Source organism: Corallococcus sp. AB011P (assembly GCF_003611605.1).
Taxonomy (GTDB): Bacteria; Myxococcota; Myxococcia; order Myxococcales; family Myxococcaceae; genus Corallococcus; species Corallococcus coralloides.
In genome coordinates this window covers 22,967-41,932 of sequence record NZ_RAVX01000008.1, presented here as the reverse complement: position 1 = coordinate 41,932, position 18,966 = coordinate 22,967, and the positions used below count along the sequence as shown (strand labels likewise).

The window sequence follows — 18,966 nt, the reverse complement described above, 5'->3', positions numbered from 1 at the left end:
GAGGTCAGGGAGGGATGGGCCGGGGGCGGCGACATGCGCCCATCATCAACACATTTCGGCCCGCACGGCAGTCGCTCGTGAAGGCCGCGTGGAAAAGCTCCTCGCTGACACACGTCCGCGAGTCTCGCCCTCCCTCCAGGAGGGCGAGACCCGGTTGTTCGGGACTACTGCACGAGCACCTGGATGACCTGCTCCGAGGTGTTGCCGGCGGCGTCCGTGGCCTGAAGGAGCACGGCGTTGTAGCCGGGGCTCGAGAAGGCCACCGTGTGCGCGGCGATGTTCGTCCCGGCGCCGACGTCCGTCGTGTGGATCCAGTTGGCGGTCACCCGCACCGGGGTCAGGTCCGTGACCTCCGTGAGGATGTCCACCACCCATGGCTGGGGGACATCGAGCGCGGGGGAGAGGACCCGGAGGACTGGCGCGGTGCGGTCCACCGTCACCTCCATGCTCCGGGTCGCGGTGCCGCCACTGGTATCAATGACGGTGAGGGTGATGGTGTGCTCGCCCTCGGGCAGCTCCAGCCAGTTCACGACGTGGCCGCCGCTGAGGTCCGGCGTGAGGCGCACAGGGGCGCCACCGTCGATGGTGAGCAGGACCGCGCTGATGGCCGAGCCACTGGAGCCGGGCGTGGCCCAACCACACGCCTTGATCAACGCCGCCGACGTGTAGCGCGGCATGTTGCACATGGTGAGGTCAGGGGGAGCCGAGTCGTGGGTCACCACGTGGATGGCGGTGGTGCAGGAAGCGCTGAGGCCCGCTGCGTCCGTGGCGGTGTACGTCACCGCCGTGGTCCCCAGGGGATGGGTTCCAGCGGGAGGGCCGCTGATCGTCGCGCCACATGCGTCTGAACCGGTGGCCTCCCCGGGAATGACGAAGGCTCCCTCCGGGCCCGTGGCTTCCACGATGCGCTCGGCCGGACAGGTGATGACGGGGGCCGTGGTGTCGACGACGGTGACGGTGGCAGTGCAGGAGTCGCTCGACTGCCCGTCGGAAACCGTCAACGAGACGGAGTGGCTGCCCGGGCCGAACGGACCCGAGGGGGATTGGGTGAGGATGAGGGGCGAGGGCTGCTGGTCCGGATCATGGCTTCCGTCATCCACGCTCGCCTGGACGCTACAGGTGACGGCGCTGGCGCTGACGCTGACGTCCTTGCAGACAGCGACAGGCGGGACGTTGGTGGAGCAGGCCATGCTGACGGGCGCGCTGCCGCTGTTGTTGGTCTCCACGCACTCGGTTTCCCGGCCGACGCCCGTGCCATCGTTGTCCGCCACGGCCCAGATCTCCGCGGTCCCGCCAGGGGCGGAGGCGAGCAAGAGGGTTGCGACCGCGCCATGGCCCGCGGTGAGCACGGAGGAGAGGGTGGCCACGCCCAGCAGCGTGCCTCCCGCGGCGGGATTGCCCTGGTAGAAGGCTACGGGCAGCCCGGCGGAGACGGCGGCATCCCCCTGATTGTAGACCTGCGCGTTGAGACTGAGGGCTCCAGTCGCCCGGTCGCACCCGGCGCTGACCTCCGTCACCGTCACATCCGCGGCGGCAAAGGGATTGGTGGAGCCGCTGCCCTGGCTGTTGGAGCGGAAGGTATTGAGCCCAGGGGTCCGCCAGTTATCGATGGGGTGCGCGGGGACGGTGCCATCGTCGTTGATGTGGGTGACGGAGTACGCGTGCTGGTTCCAGATACGGCGGGTGTTCACCCAACCATCCGCGCGGTCGCGGAACACGCGGATGCCCGTGGCACCAGGGAAATGATAGTTGTTCGAGGCGACGACGATCTCCGCGTTGTCGTCACCGTCCACGTCGACAATGAGCGGGTTCTCGTAGGTCGTCCCGGAGGCATGCGCCACGCTGAAACGCACCGCGCCTGTCGCACCGTCGTAGATGCGCAGGCGGACCTCGTCGGCGTAGACCACCTCCGCCTTCCCATCCCCTTCGAAGTCGAACGTGGACGACCCCGTCACGTTCGAGCTCCCGTCCTGGACGGGGCTGGACCACTTGACGGTGCCATTCGTTTCGAAGACGGAGTACCGCGAGGCGCCGGCCACGCCGATCTCCGGCAGGCCGTCTGCGTCGAAGTCGGCGATGTTGGGCGCGCCACCGTTGCCGCCGCCGGGTATGACCTGGGTCCAGAGCAGGGTGCAGTCGTCATCCATCAGTGAGACTCGACCGGCGGACACCACCACGACCTCTCCGTGGGGATCACTGTCGAAGTTGGCCACGCCGGCCAGTCCATGCCCGATGCTCGTGTTCCTGCACTTGAGCGTGCCGTCATGGCGGTAGATGGCCCGGCCATTGACCACCTCCCGCAAGCCGTCACCGTCAATGTCCGCCGCGAACGAGATGGGGCCGGTGGACTGGCCGCCCATGCCATCAATCCCAGACCACTTCAGCACGCCCGTGTTGCTGAAGACTTGATTGCCGTTGATGATCTCCACGGAGCCATCACCGTCCAGGTCCGAGAACGAGACGCCTCCCCAGGCGTTCATCGTTCCCTCCGTCCGGAACTTGAACGCGCCGGTGTTCTCAAAGCAGAGGATGCCGCCGCCGCTCGACGGCATGGCGCACAGCTCCACCAGGCCGTCACCGTCGATGTCCGCGCCGGCCACGCTCGCGGCTCCCCGCACGCGCAGGGACGGGTCCGTCACGGTCCACAGCTCGCTGCCGTCCGCGCCGCTGATGGCACGCAAGACGGCATCCGTCGTGTAGTTGGCGCCCGCGAAGGAGCTGAAGATGACGTCTGGGATGCCATCGCCGTTCACCTCCACGACGATGGGCGTCATCATGACCTGATTGTGCAGTGGCAGGACGGTGCTTCCACTCCAGGCCCACTCCAGTTCCGGCTCGAAGTTGGGATTGAAGGGCGGTTGGACCACGCACTCGCCATCTACCGCCGCGGCGGCCTGGGCCAGTGGGGGCTGTCCTTCCTCCCGGGTCTCGCCACAGGCAGTCATCAAGAACAGAGAGACGGCTGACAGCCGGATGTCAGCCGTCAAGATGAGTGATTTCCTTCGCTGCTTCACGGGGGCCATGCTTCCTCGTTTCACGCTGCACGGGCTGGCAGCGCCAGGAGTTGGCCGGTGTATATTGAGTTCCCTTGAACTCCAGCAACTGGGTCAAAACCGAACGTGGTGGGTCTTTGGATGGCTACGCCACGGTGCTGACATGAATCCCGTTCAGGGACACCGCTTGTATTATATTGTTGGAGGCCGGCGGTGGACGGGCCGGGCGCGGATGTATTCACCGACTTCATGTGTCATTGGCGCACAAGGCGTAGCAATTCCCGTTTGACGCGCACGGCGGACGCTGCCCCCGGGACTGGCTGCGCACGGCCCCGGGGGCAACGCCTGCGTCAAGGCCGCAGCCGGAGGAAGAGTGCGTCGTCCGTGACGGTCGTGCCGTGCCAGGAGAAGGGTTCGAAGAGGAGGCCGTCCACCTGGGTCGTGGCCCACAGGGTCGTGCCCAACAGGAGCTCCCCCGTGGTGAGCGCGATGGGCTGCCCGGTGAGTGGGAAGTAGCGGGACCAGCGGTGGGTGCCGGCCGTCGAGTAGCCCGCGTAGATGGGGCCTCCCCGCAGCGTGCCGCCCCCGAAGCTCACCGGGCCGCTCGACTGTGCCCACAGCACCACCGTGCCGCCGCGGGTGACCGTGAGCCCCCGGGCGCTCTCGCCGTACGGCGAGCCCACGTGCTTCAGCCATACGTCGGTGCCATCCGCCTTCAGCCGCCCCAGGAACAGGTCGTCCGGCGCGCCGCTGTAATCCGTGGGCACCTGGGTGTACGTCGTGCCCGCGAAGGTGAAGGTGCCCGTGAAGGTGCCGCTGAAGTACACGTCGCCGCCGTATGGAACGACCGCCACGGTGGCGCCGTTGGCTCCAGTCCAGGCGCGCGTCCACACCCGCTCGCCCGCTGCGGTGAGCCGCGCCACGAAGGGCGTGGGCCCGCTGCCGCTCGGGGCGAGCTCCGTGCCGCCCAGTGCCGAGCCGCTGAGATAGAGGTTGCCCGCGCTGTCCGCCGCCACCTCCAACTGGGAGGCCACATCCGCGGCCGCGAAGCTCCGCGACCACGCGTGCGAGCCGTCCGCCGCGAGCTTCAGCAGGTACAGGGCGCTGCCATCCTGCGCCTGCGAACCGTCCGAGCGCAGAGGCCCGCCGCCGAAGTCCACTTCACCGAAGAACCGGCCCGCGATGATGGGCGCACCGTCCGGATCCGTGGTGATGCTGGTGGACTCGAGCAGGCCCGACTGGCCGCTGTACGTGGAGGCGAAGGTCCGCACCCACTCCGTGACTCCGTCCGAGGTCAGCCGCGCCACGAAGAGGCGTGCCGCAGTGGTTTGCGGCAGCGGGCCCGTGCCCAGGTCCGGTGCGCCGTAGTAGCGGCCCACCACGAGGACATGGCCCGTCGGAGCCACCGCGAGTCCCGCCGGGAACATCTGGCCGGCATGGCCCACGCTCCAATCCACCCCGCCGTTCTCGAGGTAACGCGTCACCGCGAAGCCCTGGATGCCCGGCAACGGGCCCCCTCCAAAGTTGGGCGGATTGGCGCTGCCATTGGACACGTATGACCCGAGCGCCACCCAGCCCCCGTCAGGGGTCGCCGCCGTGGAGACCACCCGCTCATCGCCCCCGTGGAACATGTGCCAGCTGGCCCCCAGGGTGCCTCCCACGCGGCTGAGCCCCCGGTACGCGCACGTCGAGGCCGTGTACGAAAGGACGAGCTGCGGCCATTGCAGGATCGGGCCCTCCATGGAGGTGAAGGTCATTCCGTCCGTGCTCTGGGGCAAAAGCCCGAAGCCGTAGCGCCCGTCTCCGGAGAGGGCCGCCCCCACGTCGTACTCCACCCAGGTTCCACCGCTGACGCTGCCCTTGTCCGCCAGCGGGGTGGGGGCCACCGCCGGGCGGCCCGTCCAGTCGAAGTCCTCGCCGCTCCAGTTTGTCGTGGCGTGAACGGCCGGCGCGTTCGCCGTCCCTCCTCCCGTCGCGAAGACGCGCAGCCGCGCCCCCGTCAGCGTGCGCCCGCCCGTGGCCACGTCGAAGGACAGGTACGCCTCGCTCTCTGGGGCGCCGTCCGCCGTGAGCGCCTTGCTGCCGGGGTTGCGCCGCGTGGGCTCCGCCTGGGACACCCAGGTGTCGAAGCGGGGGGAGACGACGTCCGTCTCCGGACCCGGGCAATCTTGGATGGTGAGGACCAGGCGCGGGTTGTTGCTGCCCGGCGCGTCATTCGCCTCGATGCCAGTGCCGTCGCTCGTGGTGGAGACGAGCGTGAAGGCATAGTCGTGGAAGTTCGCCTTCACCCACGAGGACACGTCGTACTCAACCCACGTGCCCGCGGAGACCGCGCCCACGTCCGCCAGCTTCTGCGTCAGGACGGCCGGCGCCTTGTTCCAGGTGAGCGTGGAGACGCTCCAGTCGGGACGCACCCCGTAGACGGCCGGGCCGTCCTTGCTGCCATCCACTACGTACACGCGCAGCTTCGCGGAGGTGATGACCCCCTCCACACTTGAAAGGTTGAAGCGAAGGTAGGGCTGGCGCCGTGGCGAGGCGTCCGCGTAGAGCGTCTGCGCCGAGGCGAAGCCGGTATCCGGCTGGGTGGCGTCCGCCATCGTGTCCGCGTACGCCGTCAGGGTGCGCGTGGTGGTGGTCGCCGCGAGCTCGGCGTGGCCCAGGTCGGACGATTCGGCGGGCGCGGCCGGGTCCGGCCCGTCCTCCCTCTCCGCTGGCTCCATCGGCCCGCACCCCACCACCCCCAGTGCCACCACCGCTCCCAGCCACCTGCGTTTCGTCCCCATCGGTCCCGGCCCCCGTCGAGAAACTTCCAACGGGGTCCGACTGCAGGGCTGGTGCCACACTTGATTGCACAGGGGTGCACAGCAGGTCCGGGGCCCGGGCGCCAGGCGTGGCAACGGACCGCCCTGCCCGGGAGCGCCGCTTCCGTCCGTGAGGCGACGCGCTTCCCTCCCAGGGTACGAGGATGCGCTAGCCCTCCGACGAGCTGGTAGGAGTTGTAAGACTCCGAGCGCACCCAGAAGGTGGCGCTGTAGTTGAACGGCTCGGCCGCGAAGTTGGTGACCGCGTACCAGGGCCGGCGTGCCGGGTTCGGGTTCGCGAGCGCGATGCCGCTGCTGGACACCGCGCCCGCCGGCCTCATGGCCGCTCCCTCAGGCGCGACGCGCCACAGAGCCCCGGCGCGCAGGGTGGGGTGAGGGAGAAGCTCGTCTGCGCGAACGCGGACGCGCCCCAGGCTCAATTCCTCCCACACTGGTCACGCATTGGCACCGCAAGTTTCCCACGACAGGGCAATGCCAGTACACTCTTTCGAAGCCGTGACTCTCCGCCGAGGTCATGACTCCATGAATGAGGAGCGTAAAGCCATGCGAACCCACATGAAGAAGTCCGCGCTGCTGTCCTTGCTGTCCGGTCTGCTGCTGGTGGCCTGTGGCGAGGTTCCCGACTCGAGCCCCACGACTGGAGATGCGCCCGTGGGCACCTCCGAGGCCGCGGTGTGCTCGGACGGGAGCTGTACGTGTATCGCGCCGGATTGCGACGCCCTGAACTTCACGAACTGCGGGAATGGCGGCGGCACGACGGCATGCTCCTGGTTCGACGGAAGCACTTGCAGGACCGCTACCTGCAGCTGTTCGAACAGGCGCTGGATCTGCCCTTGAGAGGGCCGCGGCGCGCTCGGCCGGGATGCAGCCGAGCGCGACCCATCACCAACGAGTGAGCGCGCGGCGGCTTCCGCGAGCCCTGAGCGGGTTCTCTCCTCAGCCGGGACCCTCCAGCTTCACGAGCGCGTCGGCCACCGAGCGCGACAGCTCACGCCACTTCTGCATCGAGCGGTGGAAGTGCTCCTCCGGCGGGTCCTCGATGCCGAAGGTGTGGAGCAGCACGGGGCCCTCGTAGCCGGCCCGGCGCAAGGGGAGCAGGTAGCCGGTCCCCACGTCGAGATCGCCCCGGTCGAGCGGCTGGATGACCTCCGACCAGGTGGGGGCGTTTGGAGCGAACTCGCGCGCGGCGCCGTGGATGCTCACGAGGGCGAGCTGGGGGGCGGCGGCGGTGATGACCTCCTCCAGCCGGTCGCGGTTCCCCGCCCTGAGCTCGTGGCAGAGGTGGAGCGAGGTCTTCAAGCGGGGACGGTCGACCGCCGCCATCAGGGCGAGCGACTCCTCGACGTTCTCGATGGACTCGCCGTCGTGCGGGTACAGAACGACGTCCACGCCGTGCGCGGTGGCCAGGTCCACCACGTCACGAACCGAGGCGACCATGGCCGTCTTCGCGTCCCGCGGCCCGCTCAGGATGAGCCAGAGCGCGGTCCGCGTGGGGGCGAGCGCCGCAAGGATCCCGTTCAGCTCCTCGCGGTCCCAGGCCGTGTCGAAGGGCAGGACGAAGAGGACGGCGGGAAGCCGCACCCGCCCCGCCTCCACCGCGGGCTGGCGGGCAAAGCTGTCAAAGACCTCGCGGCCCGGCCAGAACAGCGTCACCCCGGAGTAGCCGAGCGAGTCGAGCAGCTCCACCTGCGCGGCGACCGGCCGCGACTCCAGCGTGAAGTTGAACGCACCGAGCGGAGCCTCAATGGGAGCCGAGCGCCGTGGCTCGGCGCAGCCCACGAAGGCCAGGAGCAGCACGGGCGCGAGCCACTTCATGGACAAAGGTGCGGACATGATGAGCCCGCATTAAGGCCCACGCCGACGTGGAATTCGACCCCCTGCGCCGAGCCGGTGGGCAGTCAGAGGCCCGCCACCGCGTCCTCCTGGCAGTGGCGCTTGTGCAACAGCTCCCCAGCGTCGGCCATTTCCGGGCCGCGAACCGGGGCGGGTTGGGGCAGGATGACCGCGCCCGCGAAGCCGGCCGTCGCTGAAACAGTTCATTCCCCGTTGTTGTTGTTCACGTGGCCGCCCGAGGAGAAAAAGCCATGACCGCACTGCGCCGCATCACCCTCCCCACGCTGCTCGCCCTGGCCTCGGGGCTGAGCGCCTGCAGCCAGGCCTCCGCCGAGGGGGCCAAGGCCCACGTCATCCAAGGCAAGGCGGTGGACACCCAGGGCCGCCCGCTGTCTGGGGCGAAGATCATCCTGGATGTCTACAACCACAACGACTCGCTCAACACGAACCACGCCACCGCCACCTACGACGACACCGACAAGAAGGCGCTCACGGACGGCTCCGGCAAGTACTCGGTGTCGTGCGGCCCCGGGGGCTGGCGCGTCTTCGGGATGGTGGAGCGCAAGTACAACGGAGACACCTTCACCCTGCCGCTGCACCCGGACAATCCCAAGTTCGTCGCGGGCAATGACGGCGGCGTGCGCAACTTCTCCTGGAAGCTGTCGGGCGCCATCCCCAACGAGCAGGGCGGCGGCTTCTACGGCGGCACGCTGAAGGTGGTCACCACCTACGAGTCCAGCTTCCGCGACGACCAGTACCCGAACCTGGAGGTGCAGCTGGAGCCGGTGGGCCCGCTCATCGACGGCAGCGCGGGCAAGAAGCTCAGCCTCAAGCCCGACAAGGACGGGGCGATGAAGGACGTGCCCATCGGCCGCTACAAGGTGCAGGTGCGCCTGGGCGGCAAGCCCGTCACCCTGCGCATCGACGACAACACCAGCCCCTTCAAGGAGGTGGCGGTCGTCGACTTCAAGAGCAAGGCGGACTCCAGCTGGAGCCACTGCACCAACTGCGCCCAGCTGGAGCTGCGCTAAGCCAAGCGAAGTAATTCCGTTCAGGGGGAGGCTGCGGCGGTGGTGAGCAGCATACGCCGGAGGAAGCCCACGCAGGTGGTGCAGCAGACGGCCGGGGAGCGCCGTTTTCTGGCGGGGATGATGCGTCGCGGCGGCAGACGGGCGACTTCCGCTTCGCACACCAGCCCAAGAGCGTCACCAGTGCTCTGTTTCTCGCTCTGCTGCCCGGACCGGTGGAGCACACAAAGCGGACGGGCCGCCGCATCGTGCTGGTGCTCGACAACGGCAGCTGCTTTACCAGCCGCGCTTCGATGGCCGCCTTGAAGCCGCGAAGCCCAACGTGCGCGTCTTCTGTCTGCCGCGCTACACCTCCGAAACCCTCAACTGGATTGAGGGCTTCTGGGCGGAGTTGAAGTCCACCTGCTTCAGCCGCATGCTGACGCCCGACCGCGACTCCTTCTATGGCGCGGCAGTCCACTTGCTGCGCCGTGTCCGTAGCTGCGACAGATTGCCTACCCGAGCTGCTACCCCTGAACGCAATTAGTTGGGATGACCTAGCACAGAGGCATCTGCTGGGCACGGCAGGTGAACGCACTCGTCGTCACTGTGGAAGTCGCAGGGCTTCACAGCCCTGCCAGCTACGCTCCTCCGCACCGCCTGCACGTCGCCCCCAGTTGGCATCAGGTTCGCGTGTCCGTGATGTTCGCCGCCCAGTATCGTGACCGGTGACTGCGCCCCGCAGGAGCCACCGCCTGGGAGTTCGCGAAAGGGACGGAGACTTCGCAACACTACCAAGCCCTCCACCACGACATGGAGGAGGGCCCAGTCGATCTCGGCTCGTCTACTTTTTCTTCGTCGGCGGTACAACTTGCGAATTAGGCTTGGGGGGCGACTTCCCGTCATTCCTCGCTTCCGCACGCTTCTTCACCGAACCAGGTTGGCCTCCGAGTTGACGAACTCCAGGTCCATTTCCCTTGGATGACGTCGGAACACCAGGGGGGAGCGCCTGTTTGACGTCTGGTTTCTTAGTGGCCATGTCGCCGAACGCTTACTTCTTCGTATCAGGCCTGTAACCGCCCAGAGGCCGCCCACCAGGGCTTCCAACTTCATCCTGACTCTTCTTGATGAGTCCCGGAGTCCCCCCAAGAGGCCGCTCTGGCTGCTGCGGCTGCTTCTGCCCACTCTGAGCAGGTGTGCCTGTGCTTTTACCGCTGCCTGATTCAGAACCAGCCATATCCCCTCCGCATTGCCCGCCAGTGCTTAAGGCTTGGCAAAAATCCACTGCATGAATAAATATACATCAGGGCTTGCAGCACCCGCAATCATCAGTGACACCAATACAGTCAAGGCATGAATTGCACGAGCAAGGGACTGCGCCTTGATCTCCACCAATCCTTCATTCTCTTGGTACGCCTTTACATATCCGCCAAAAAGCTCATAGCGAACGGCCGCGTCGGACGCATCATCAAGCCTGTCTCGATAGTGCGGAAACGGATCCGGGAGAATCTTTAAACCCTCCACCCTGAACGCTCGCCAACAGGAGTACGCCATCACCCCATAGGTCAAGATAAAGCACATTCCAACAAGCAGTCGAAGCCGCGGATATATCCCCAGATAACCCAATATTAAGCCACATCCAGATAGCACAAATGTTGAAAAACCAAAGACGGCGCCCGCCCTGGTGTTCAAGGCATCGAATGTACGGTCTTGGTAGTCCAAACGCTTCACAGCTACATCATAGAGCAGTGCCGACTTCATCTCAGGAAGACTGGGCTCTTTCGAGTCAGCCCCGTCTGCGCTTTTTTCGAGTGCTGAACTATCTGCCGCGTTGACAAGACCACTTACAACAGCCTGCATTCCCTCAGTCGATGAATCGCCGCTTGGCTCCGGTTGCTTTTCGGGGTTCCCACTGTCTGTCTGTAGCGGACTCACGACTAGGCCTCGTCATCGAACAGTGCTGTTCAACACTGCATAGGTATAGCGCAACCAAAACCCTCTTGTGAATGCGATGACAGCAAGATTTCCTCGGAACGACGTGTCCGTCCGGAGAGGTGGTTTTGACCCGCCAGATGGGTCATCCGGCAACCACTGCGCAATGGCTCCCGCTGAGTTTCGTGCGAGGAATTCAATTCTTTCACGAGTTCACAAGATCAAGACCAGTGCGAAATGAGTTGATGAGCGGTGGGACATTTGCGCCTCCTCCATTCATGCGCAAGCGGCCCACAGCAAGAGGTGGCGACTCCACGCTTCGGAGCCGCTACCATGCGCTGACGGTAGCGTCCCCCTTGAAGCTCTCACCTGGACTGTCACGACTACTTCGTTGATAGTCCGAGCTAGTAGAAATTCGGCGTGGGCATCATGACTTCTTCCCCGAGTAGCTGGCCGGCGTGGCGAAAGCCGCAAGCCCGCGCAGCACCGGCTTCCTGGATACCTCCAGTTCCCAGTAGTCCTGTGACGTAGCCGCTTAAGGCACGCCGTCGCTCCGTGCGCCCCATTCCTACGGTTATCGACTCCATGTGCTCGGAGAGCTGTCGGTCGAGCTTGTGCAGTTGAGCGGGCGTCATGCTCCATCAATACGGGGCTGCCTCTCCCGATTCATCTGACCGAGTAGGTTTGACAATCCGGGCCAGGGGCTAGTGCTGGATGGCGTTTTCGTTCCACGCGAAGGCGGTGTGCGCTTCGAGGCATTGCCGCCGCCCACGAAAGCAGAGGTGGAGCGCTGTGAAAGCCAAGCGCTGGTTTCGCCGCGACCTGGGACGCCTCTGTCTTCACGTCTCAGCGCCAGTGATACAGGAAGGTCGCTCCAGGAGCGATGGCGGGGGTGTCCTGGTGCTGCAATTGCGTTCCGGCGAGGACACCCAGGTCCACGGACCACCGCGGCCCCATGAACCGCGCGCCCGCCGTCGCGAAGGCGAACGCGTCGGCGATGGCGCGCACCGGTGAGATGGCGATTTCCCCCGCGAAGCCCCAGTGCTCCCCGACGCGCAGGAAGCCTCCCACCATGGGCAGCACCATCACGCTCCCGCTCCTGCCCCGCTCCCAGATGTAGATGGGCTGGACCGTGAGGGAGAGGTTCGCGTCGGCCGTCCCATAGGTGAGGGTTCCGTAGGCGGCGACGGCGTTGTGGAGCCCCCCCGAGCCCGGGAAGTCGCTGTCGTAGGAGCCGCCCTGCGCACCGAACGCCAGATGCAGCTTTTCGGTGAGCGGCGTGCTCACCTTGATGCCCCCCATGAGGCTGAAGGACGTGTCGGTGTACACCAGCTGGAACGGGGCGGCCGTGGCCAGGTGTACGGACACGCGCTCGCTCAGGCCCACCTCCGCGACGGTGAAGAAGAACGCCTGCTGTCCGACGAAGCCCTCTCCCGCATGCAGCGGCAGCGCCGTTGAACCGAGCAGTCCGCGCGTGCGGGTGGGATTCTCGAACCAGCCTCCGGCGGACTCAGCGCCCTGGGAGGATTCCTCGACGGGCTCCCCGGCGCTGGCGGAGGCGCCAGGGAGGGCCAGCGACAACATGAGCAAGCAGATGAAACGTGGTGCCATGATTTCCCCTCGGTGCGCTGCTGGCTCAGCGCCAGTGAAACAGGAACGAGAACCCGGGAAGCACGGAGGGTTTGTCCGTGTCCTTCCATTGCTGCTCGGCGAGGAGCCCCAGGTCCAGGGACCACTGGCGCCCCATGAACCGCGCGCCCGCCGTCGCGAAGCCAAACGTGCCGCTGATGCCATCGACCGGTGAGAGCGCGACCTCCCCCGCGAGGCCCCAGCGTTCTCCCAGCCGGACGAAGCCGCCCAGCATGGGCAGGACCATCAGGCTGCCGGAGTGGTAGGTCCCCCAGGCGAAGAAGGGCCGGACCGTGAGCGACACATGGGCGTCGGGCGTCCCATAGGTGAGGATGCCGTAGACCGAGATGGCGTTGAGCGTGTCCAACAGATATTGGCCGGTGTCGAAGCTGCCGCCCTCGACGCCGAACGCCAGGTGCAGCCGCTCTGACACCGGCTGCGAAACCTTGATGCCCCCGATGAGGCTGAAGGGGACGTCGTCGAAGGCACGGCCCATCGAATAGATGAAACCGGCCGTGGCCACGTTCACGGACACGCGCTCGCTCAGGCCCACCTCCGCGACGGTGGCGAGGAGCGCCTGTTGTCCGACGAAGCCCTCTCCCGCATGCAGCGGCAGCGCCGTTGAACCGAGCAGCCCACGCGTGCGGGTGGGGTTCTCGAACCAACCCGGGACCGATGCCGGAGGAGGCACGGGCGCCGGCTCCCCGGCGCTGGCGGAAGCGCCAGGGAGGGCCAGCGACAACATGAGCAGGCAGATGAAACGTGGCGGCATGGGGTCCCCGTCGTGGTGGCACACCCCATACGCAACCACCATGCCAGGGTGGCTATGCGCAGGATGCGGGGAGGCGGTGCGCCACCGCGGTCAGCGGATGGCTGACAGGCGAGTCATGCCGCCACGGATTCCCAGCGAGGCATCCTCCAGCCTGGGGGCTTCCCAGACACCCAAGAGCAGCGGGTCGGCTCCGGCGGTCTCGTAGTACGCACCCGGGCCTTCGAACGAGTGGATGTGGACCGCCATCCCCGCCGCGCTGACGCAGCCCGTTCTCCCGGTGCGACTCCCCACACCGGGCGGCGATTCCCGTCAGGACAAGGGCACGTCTAGATTGCGCGGCCATGCGCGGGTGCTTTGTCATTCTTTCAATGCTGGGGCTGTTGTCCGGATGCAGCCACTACGGTCTTCCTCCTCCCAACGCGAACCACGGTCACCTGGCCCTGGCGATGGAGGCCTACCTGCGGCACAAGGCCTCCTATTCGTATCTCCTGGATGCGGAGAACCTCGGGGATGCCGTCCCCCGTCAGGAGGCGACCGGTGCTCCCGCCCTGGAGCTGGAGGCCGGACAGGCGGCGCTCGTCCACGCAGAGGTCGTCCAGACCCTGAAGGGCAAGCCCACGGAAGGCGAGGTCCTCCGGGCCCTGGAGGACCTGCGGGCCGCGTGTGACGCGGGCCATGAGCCGGCATGCACGTACCTGGAGAAGGAGTTCCAGGGGCCCCAACGCAGCGACCACCCGTTGAGGTACCCGGAGGTCAAGAGGCTGCCGGGGGGCGTCGAGTTCGCGGTGGTCATCCTCCAATGCCATATCGCCGCGAACGGACAGATGCGGGGCTGCGATGTCATCGAAGACGGTGCGGGTGAGTTCTCACGGAGCTTCATCGAGCAACTGGGCGCGCATCCCTTCCGGCCCGCGACGCTCGCCGGGCACCGGTTTGCCTCGACGTACATGTTCGCCGTCACGTGCAGCAGAGGGGGGAATTACAAATACAAGCTGCCCCTGGAGCAGAAGATGGGATGGGCCCGGCTGAGGGTGTCCCGCTTCCCGGAGAGCCCGGCGGCCTGGACCAACCTGGCCGCGCAACTCGCCCTGCACGAACCCCAGGCTCCGGAGTATCCGGCGGTCATCGAACGGACGTACGCGGTGGCGCCCCGGGCCCGGTGGATCGCCACGGAAAAGGCGTGGCGGCAGGTCCAGGCGGGGCAGTACGCCGCTGCCCTTTCGGCCATCCGCCCCGCGCTGCATGACTCCACGCAACGGGAACACCCCAATCCCTACGTGCTGGAGACCGCCGCCGCCGCGCACTTCGGGCTTCATCAGTGTCCCGAGGCACTGGCCGCGCAACGGCAGGCCGTGGAGGAGCTGCCTGGCGAGTGGCCCGCCCCCGAACGTGAGCGCTTCGAGCACAAGCTCCAGGAGTACGAAGCCACGTGCGGCGCGGCTCCGGCCGTCAGCGCAGGATGAAGCGTGACAGCCAGTCCGCCGCGTCGCGGGTCGCCTCCTGCCAGTCCGCTTCTCGCATCATGTGGCTGGACTCCGGGAACTCGCGGTGGCGCAGCCGCTCCGGGGCCTGGGCGTAGAGGGGCTTCAGCTGCGCGTGGAGCGCCTTCGCGGGGCCGGGAGGCACCACGTCGTCCTTCCCTCCGGTCTGGCTGAAGAGGGCCGTGGGGAAGAAGCGCTGCGGGTGGCGGTGCGGGCTGGCCGGTCTGGGCAGGCCCCACTCCGGTGATCCGAGGAACGGAACGGCGGCGCGCAGCCGCTGCTCCCGCACGAGCGCCGCGTAGGTGATGTAGCCGCCCAGGGAGACACCGCCGATTCCCAGGCGAGCCGGGTCGGCGCCGTGCTCACCCACCAGCGCATCGAGCAGGGCGGGCACCTCGCTCGCGGTGGACTCGACCACGTCGAGGAACTCCTCCATCCAGCGGGGGTTCCCCTCGGCGAAGCGCGCGTCGAAGTCCGGGAAGCGGCGCTCACCGTGCCCCGCTGCGTCCACCCCCACCGCGAAGAGCCCCTGGTCCGCGAAGAGCCGCAGCTCGCGCTCGTGGACCTCCTTGCCCCCGCCCAGTCCGTGGAAGAAGAGGACCACGCCCCGGCGGAGCGCTTCTTGCCTCGACCCCTGGTGGACGCCCAGCACGGGGGCTTGGGCGAGGACGAAGCGAGACGTGTGGAGGCTCATGGCCCGACTCCTTCGTGACGAGGCGTGCGCCCTGGAACGGACGTGCCTCGAATCACAGCGCAGGGCGGGCACTGACTGCGAAGTGCTAAACCCCAGGCCATGCTCCCCGCGAAGATATACCTCATCGACCGCTCACCGCAGTTGGTGCGGGCCTGGACGGAAGCCTTCGACCCGTTCGACTTCGTCGCCGTGCGGGAGGAGGACTTCTTCGCCATCCCGGCGGACGCCATGGTCAGTCCGGCCAACAGCTTCGGCATCATGGACGGCGGACTGGACCTGGCGATCCGCGACACCCTGGGCCTCCAGGTCCAGGAGGCCGTGCAGCGCGCCATCGTGGCGGAGCACCACGGCGAACTGCCCGTCGGCGCCGCGGTGGTCGTCCCCTCCGGTGACACGCGCTGGCCGTTTCTCGTGGCCGCGCCGACCATGCGCATCCCGGAGAGCGTCGCGCAGACGGTACACGCCTATCTCGCGTTCCGCGCCGTCCTGCTCGCCGTGAAGCGCCACAACCAGGCCGTGGGCGCTCCGGTCATCCGCACCCTGGTCTGCCCGGGGCTCGGCACAGGCATTGGCGGGATGGATGTCCGGCGCTGCGCCGTCCAGATGCGGATGGCGTTGATGCACGTCCTCGACCCCGCGCGCATCCCGTCCTTCCGGGACATCCACCTCGTGCACCGCGCGATGCGCTCCGTATAGACATCCGCTCAACGCCAATGCGTGAATCCATGGCTTGAGTCGCTTGAGACACCGTGAGGCCAGACGGACCGCGATTCCTGGGGCTATTGACCGTCTGAGATGGCTTGCTAGAACACGCGCCGTGGGTGTGGGGTGAATGCGTGGCCTCCGGGTCCTCGCCGCCTCCGCCAGAGGGGGAATCATGCATCGTGGCATCGTATGGAGACGCAGGGTCCGCACCCGCGTGAGCATGCTGTTCGATCCATGCAACGGGCTGGCTTGTTTCATTGACGAAAACGTCGCCTGTCTGGATTGAAGGCTTCGCGGGATTACCCCTTCACTCCTACTCATCCATCTATGTCACCTCAAATGCCATTCAAGGCTCCGCCTCCCGCGTGGGGACGGTTCCTGGTCGTCGTGTCCGCGTTGCTCACCCTGGCCGGCTGTCAGAAGGCGGCCGCTCCCTCCGAGCCCCAGCCCGAGGACGTGGGCGCCGCGCGCCTCGTCGTCGCCGTGCACCAGGGGGCGAGCGCCTCCGATGTGCAGCGGGTGGACCTCACGGTGGATGGCCCGGGCCAGCCGGAGCTCACCGTGCAGCTCGCGCCGGACGGTTCGGTGTGGACAGGCCTCTTGAGCCAGCTTCCCGCCGGCACCGGGCGCCGCTTCCGGGCCTTCGCGTATGACACGAACGCGCGGCTCCTCTTCCGAGGCGAGGCGGCGGACGTCACCATCACCGCCAACCAGACGGTCCAGGTGAACATCCTGTTGCAGCAGGTGGACCCGCCTCCCGAGTTCGAGAACGCCGGCCCCGTCATCACCTCGCTGGTGGTGTCGCGCTCGTCCGTGGAGAGGGGCGGCTTCGTGGACATGCGGGCCACCGCCGCCGACCCGAACACCGGGGACGTGCTCACGTACGCGTGGACCGCGACGGCAGGCTCCTTCAGCACCCCCTCGGCGCTGTCCTCGCGTTGGACGGCCCCCATGGAGGAGGGCTCGCAGACGGTGACGCTGACGGTGGCGGATCCACTGGGCGCGTCCACCGCGGTGAGCTTCCCCATCCTCGTGGAGGGCGCGGACACGGGCGGGGCGGAGGTGTCCGGGCAGTTCAACTCCTGGCCGCAGGTTATGTCGCTGACCGGCTTCCCGACGCAGGTGGTCCCCCACCAGTCCATTGGCGTGAGCGCCCAGGGCGTGGACAGCGATGACGCCGCGGCGAACCTTCACTACGCCTGGACCGCGAGCTGCACGGGCACCTGGACGGACGAGGGCACCGCGAACGCGCGCTTCACCCCCACGGCGCTGCCCGCGCAGAGCACCTGTGCCAACTGCCAGCTCACCGTGCGAGTGACGGACGGCCGCGGCGGCCAGGGCCTGGGACATCTGGGCATCTGCGTGGGCGCGCCGGTGTCACCCAACGCGCCGCCGCGCATCACTGACGCGTCCCAGTCCGCCACCACCGTGGGCCCGGGCAGCACGGTGCATTTCACCGTCCGCGCCATGGACCCGGAAGGCACCGCCCTGGGCTTCGCCTGGGAGGCGCCGGTGGGCACCCTGGGCACACCGGTCTCCACCGCCGATGGCAGCGACGTCACCTGGACGGCCCCCGCGTGCATCGACGCGCAGGCGACGCCGGTGGTGCGCGCCCGGGTGACGGACGCGGAAGGCCTGGAGGCGCTGCGGACCTTCTCCCTGACCTGGACGGGCCCCGCGTGCGCCACGGCGCTGCATGGCGCGGTGAACAACCGCTACTTCACCACCGGGAACGCGTCCGTGACGCGGGGACAGAACCTGTCCGGTGTGTTGGTGGAGGCGATGGTGGAGCAGGGCGACGGCACGTTTCTGCTCTACCCCGGTACGAGCGCGGCGGATGGCACGTTCACGATCCCGGGCGTCCCCCAGGGGCCCTACACCCTGCGGGTGGGCGGCGCGTACGTGGTGACGTCCTCGCGCGCTCCGGACCTGGGCGTCGACATCCAGGGGCGTCCGGACCCGGTGGCCGCGAACACGAGCACGTTCCTCTCCGTGGACCTCCAGGGCCTGGCGCCGTGGCAGGGGACTGACTTCATGGAGATCTACTCCCCGGGCACGGCGCTCTACGCCGGTGACACGAGCAGTCTCGTGCAGTCGGGGACGCCGCTCAGCGCGGGGGCCCAGCGGTGGACCCAGACGCTGAAATATTCGGGCATGGATAATGCGGTCCTGGTGGACGCCAGCGCGGGAGACCAGGTGACCTTCCATCAGCTCACCGCGAAGGTCGATTCGTCGTACGGGGCACCAATCACCTACAACGCGGCCACCCGTGCCTTCAAGGCGCCGCTGGTGGTCACCCAGGGGAACACGGCGAGCTTCACGGGCACGATGACCGCGGTGCCGCAGGACATTTCGCTCACGCTGAACCTGCACTCCCCGGACTTCGAAGCGCTGCGCACCGAGGTGCACCCCAGTGCCACCGTGTCCCGGCACAACCTGTACTTCATCGCGGTGCCTGACCGCACGCGAGGAGGCTACGCGCTGGCGCCGGACCTGCTGACCTGCGTGCTGCCGGCGGGAAGCCCACATCGCGTCTATTCGTTCGTCTATGGCGATCCCTATCCGGAGCTCAAGCAAGCGGGGATGGTCTTCACGGCTTTCAACGTGGCGCTGATGGCGCCGGGCGCGACCCAGGCGCTGACCTTGCGTCTCACGGTGGGGTACAACGACGTCATGCCCGCGTTCCTGGTGGGCGCGATCGTGCCCCGGCTGAGTCCGCCGCGCCTGGCGACGCTGGCGGGGCAGGCCGCGTCCGGGAACCTGACGGGCGTGGGGCTGACGCCGCGCCTTGCCTGGACGGAGCCCTCCGTGGGCACCGCGACCCACTACCGTCTCCGCGTCTACGAGGTCTTCGTGAACGCCCAGGGGCGCACGTCGCAGAGCGCGGGCGGGCCGGTGGCACAGCTGGACACGGCGGGCACGTCGCTGCGGCTGCCCCCCGGCGTCCTGGCGGCGGGCAAGTCCTACTACGCCATCATCGAGGCCCGCTCCTCCGGTAACGCCGACTTCCAGGGCCACCCCTTCCGGTCCAGCTACCCGGAGGCGCACGCGATGAGCGTGACGGGGGTCTTCACCCCGTGAGCGTCGCGTCTGGGTGA

The 18,966-nt window shown here is 67.6% G+C and carries 12 protein-coding genes; 4 read left to right on the top strand and 8 right to left on the bottom strand.

Features of this window, described 5'->3' with window-relative positions:
• Positions 1 to 164 precede the first annotated feature (164 nt).
• The 3 genes from D7X30_RS21415 to D7X30_RS21400 form a co-directional block, all read right to left on the bottom strand.
• Entirely contained in the window at positions 165 to 3,023 is a 2,859-nt protein-coding gene (locus D7X30_RS21415; RefSeq protein ID WP_120564816.1) for an FG-GAP-like repeat-containing protein, read from the bottom strand.
• A gap of 320 nt (positions 3,024 to 3,343) precedes the next feature.
• Complete coding sequence (locus D7X30_RS21410; RefSeq protein ID WP_158619319.1) at positions 3,344 to 5,713, bottom strand: DNRLRE domain-containing protein; 2,370 nt, start codon at positions 5,711 to 5,713, stop codon at positions 3,344 to 3,346.
• 1,038 nt (positions 5,714 to 6,751) lie between these two features.
• Positions 6,752 to 7,648 (bottom strand): sugar phosphate isomerase/epimerase, encoded by an 897-nt coding sequence (locus tag D7X30_RS21400; protein WP_120564813.1) that lies wholly within the window; start codon positions 7,646 to 7,648, stop codon positions 6,752 to 6,754.
• A gap of 251 nt (positions 7,649 to 7,899) precedes the next feature.
• On the opposite strand from D7X30_RS21400, the gene D7X30_RS21395 reads away from it, so the two are divergent.
• The gene (locus D7X30_RS21395; protein WP_120564812.1) at positions 7,900 to 8,679 is read left to right on the top strand and encodes a carboxypeptidase-like regulatory domain-containing protein; all 780 of its coding nucleotides are present in this window, start codon (positions 7,900 to 7,902) and stop codon (positions 8,677 to 8,679) included.
• 1,239 nt (positions 8,680 to 9,918) lie between these two features.
• On the opposite strand, the gene D7X30_RS41695 is transcribed toward D7X30_RS21395, so the two are convergent.
• From D7X30_RS41695 to D7X30_RS42005, 4 genes are all read right to left on the bottom strand, one after another.
• Positions 9,919 to 10,590: a hypothetical protein gene (locus D7X30_RS41695; RefSeq protein ID WP_147443266.1), complete on the bottom strand. Its 672-nt coding sequence runs from the start codon at positions 10,588 to 10,590 to the stop codon at positions 9,919 to 9,921.
• 843 nt (positions 10,591 to 11,433) lie between these two features.
• Positions 11,434 to 12,198: a hypothetical protein gene (locus D7X30_RS21385; protein WP_120564810.1), complete on the bottom strand. Its 765-nt coding sequence runs from the start codon at positions 12,196 to 12,198 to the stop codon at positions 11,434 to 11,436.
• Positions 12,199 to 12,223: 25 nt separating this feature from the next.
• Entirely contained in the window at positions 12,224 to 12,988 is a 765-nt protein-coding gene (locus D7X30_RS21380; RefSeq protein ID WP_233591696.1) for a hypothetical protein, read from the bottom strand.
• 90 nt (positions 12,989 to 13,078) lie between these two features.
• Positions 13,079 to 13,234, bottom strand: a complete 156-nt coding sequence (locus tag D7X30_RS42005) for a hypothetical protein (RefSeq protein WP_158619317.1) — start codon at positions 13,232 to 13,234, stop codon at positions 13,079 to 13,081.
• 95 nt (positions 13,235 to 13,329) lie between these two features.
• On the opposite strand from D7X30_RS42005, the gene D7X30_RS21375 reads away from it, so the two are divergent.
• Positions 13,330 to 14,451 (top strand): hypothetical protein, encoded by a 1,122-nt coding sequence (locus D7X30_RS21375; RefSeq protein ID WP_147443265.1) that lies wholly within the window; start codon positions 13,330 to 13,332, stop codon positions 14,449 to 14,451.
• On the opposite strand, the gene D7X30_RS21370 is transcribed toward D7X30_RS21375, so the two are convergent.
• Positions 14,438 to 15,163: a S9 family peptidase gene (locus D7X30_RS21370; protein WP_120564807.1), complete on the bottom strand. Its 726-nt coding sequence runs from the start codon at positions 15,161 to 15,163 to the stop codon at positions 14,438 to 14,440. The two genes, D7X30_RS21375 and D7X30_RS21370, sit on opposite strands and share 14 nt — an antisense overlap.
• Positions 15,164 to 15,262: 99 nt before the next feature.
• On the opposite strand from D7X30_RS21370, the gene D7X30_RS21365 reads away from it, so the two are divergent.
• A complete protein-coding gene (locus tag D7X30_RS21365; protein ID WP_120564806.1) occupies positions 15,263 to 15,859 on the top strand; it encodes a macro domain-containing protein in 597 nt (198 codons plus the stop codon).
• 348 nt (positions 15,860 to 16,207) lie between these two features.
• On the top strand, positions 16,208 to 18,949 hold the full coding sequence (locus D7X30_RS21360; RefSeq protein ID WP_147443264.1) for a hypothetical protein: 2,742 nt from the start codon (positions 16,208 to 16,210) through the stop codon (positions 18,947 to 18,949).
• Positions 18,950 to 18,966 lie beyond the last annotated feature (17 nt).

Excerpts from the sequence above, each read along its gene's own strand:
- D7X30_RS42005 (WP_158619317.1), bottom strand. The coding sequence starts at position 13,234 with ATGGCGGTCCACATCCACTCGTTCGAAGGCCCGGGTGCGTACTACGAG.
- D7X30_RS21360 (WP_147443264.1), top strand. The coding sequence starts at position 16,208 with ATGCCATTCAAGGCTCCGCCTCCCGCGTGGGGACGGTTCCTGGTCGTC.
- D7X30_RS21370 (WP_120564807.1), bottom strand. The coding sequence starts at position 15,163 with ATGAGCCTCCACACGTCTCGCTTCGTCCTCGCCCAAGCCCCCGTGCTG.
- D7X30_RS21415 (WP_120564816.1), bottom strand. The coding sequence starts at position 3,023 with ATGGCCCCCGTGAAGCAGCGAAGGAAATCACTCATCTTGACGGCTGAC.
- D7X30_RS21380 (WP_233591696.1), bottom strand. The coding sequence starts at position 12,988 with ATGCCGCCACGTTTCATCTGCCTGCTCATGTTGTCGCTGGCCCTCCCT.
- D7X30_RS21375 (WP_147443265.1), top strand. The coding sequence starts at position 13,330 with ATGCGCGGGTGCTTTGTCATTCTTTCAATGCTGGGGCTGTTGTCCGGA.
- D7X30_RS21395 (WP_120564812.1), top strand. The coding sequence starts at position 7,900 with ATGACCGCACTGCGCCGCATCACCCTCCCCACGCTGCTCGCCCTGGCC.
- D7X30_RS21400 (WP_120564813.1), bottom strand. The coding sequence starts at position 7,648 with ATGTCCGCACCTTTGTCCATGAAGTGGCTCGCGCCCGTGCTGCTCCTG.
- D7X30_RS21365 (WP_120564806.1), top strand. The coding sequence starts at position 15,263 with ATGCTCCCCGCGAAGATATACCTCATCGACCGCTCACCGCAGTTGGTG.
- D7X30_RS21410 (WP_158619319.1), bottom strand. The coding sequence starts at position 5,713 with ATGGAGCCAGCGGAGAGGGAGGACGGGCCGGACCCGGCCGCGCCCGCC.
- D7X30_RS21385 (WP_120564810.1), bottom strand. The coding sequence starts at position 12,198 with ATGGCACCACGTTTCATCTGCTTGCTCATGTTGTCGCTGGCCCTCCCT.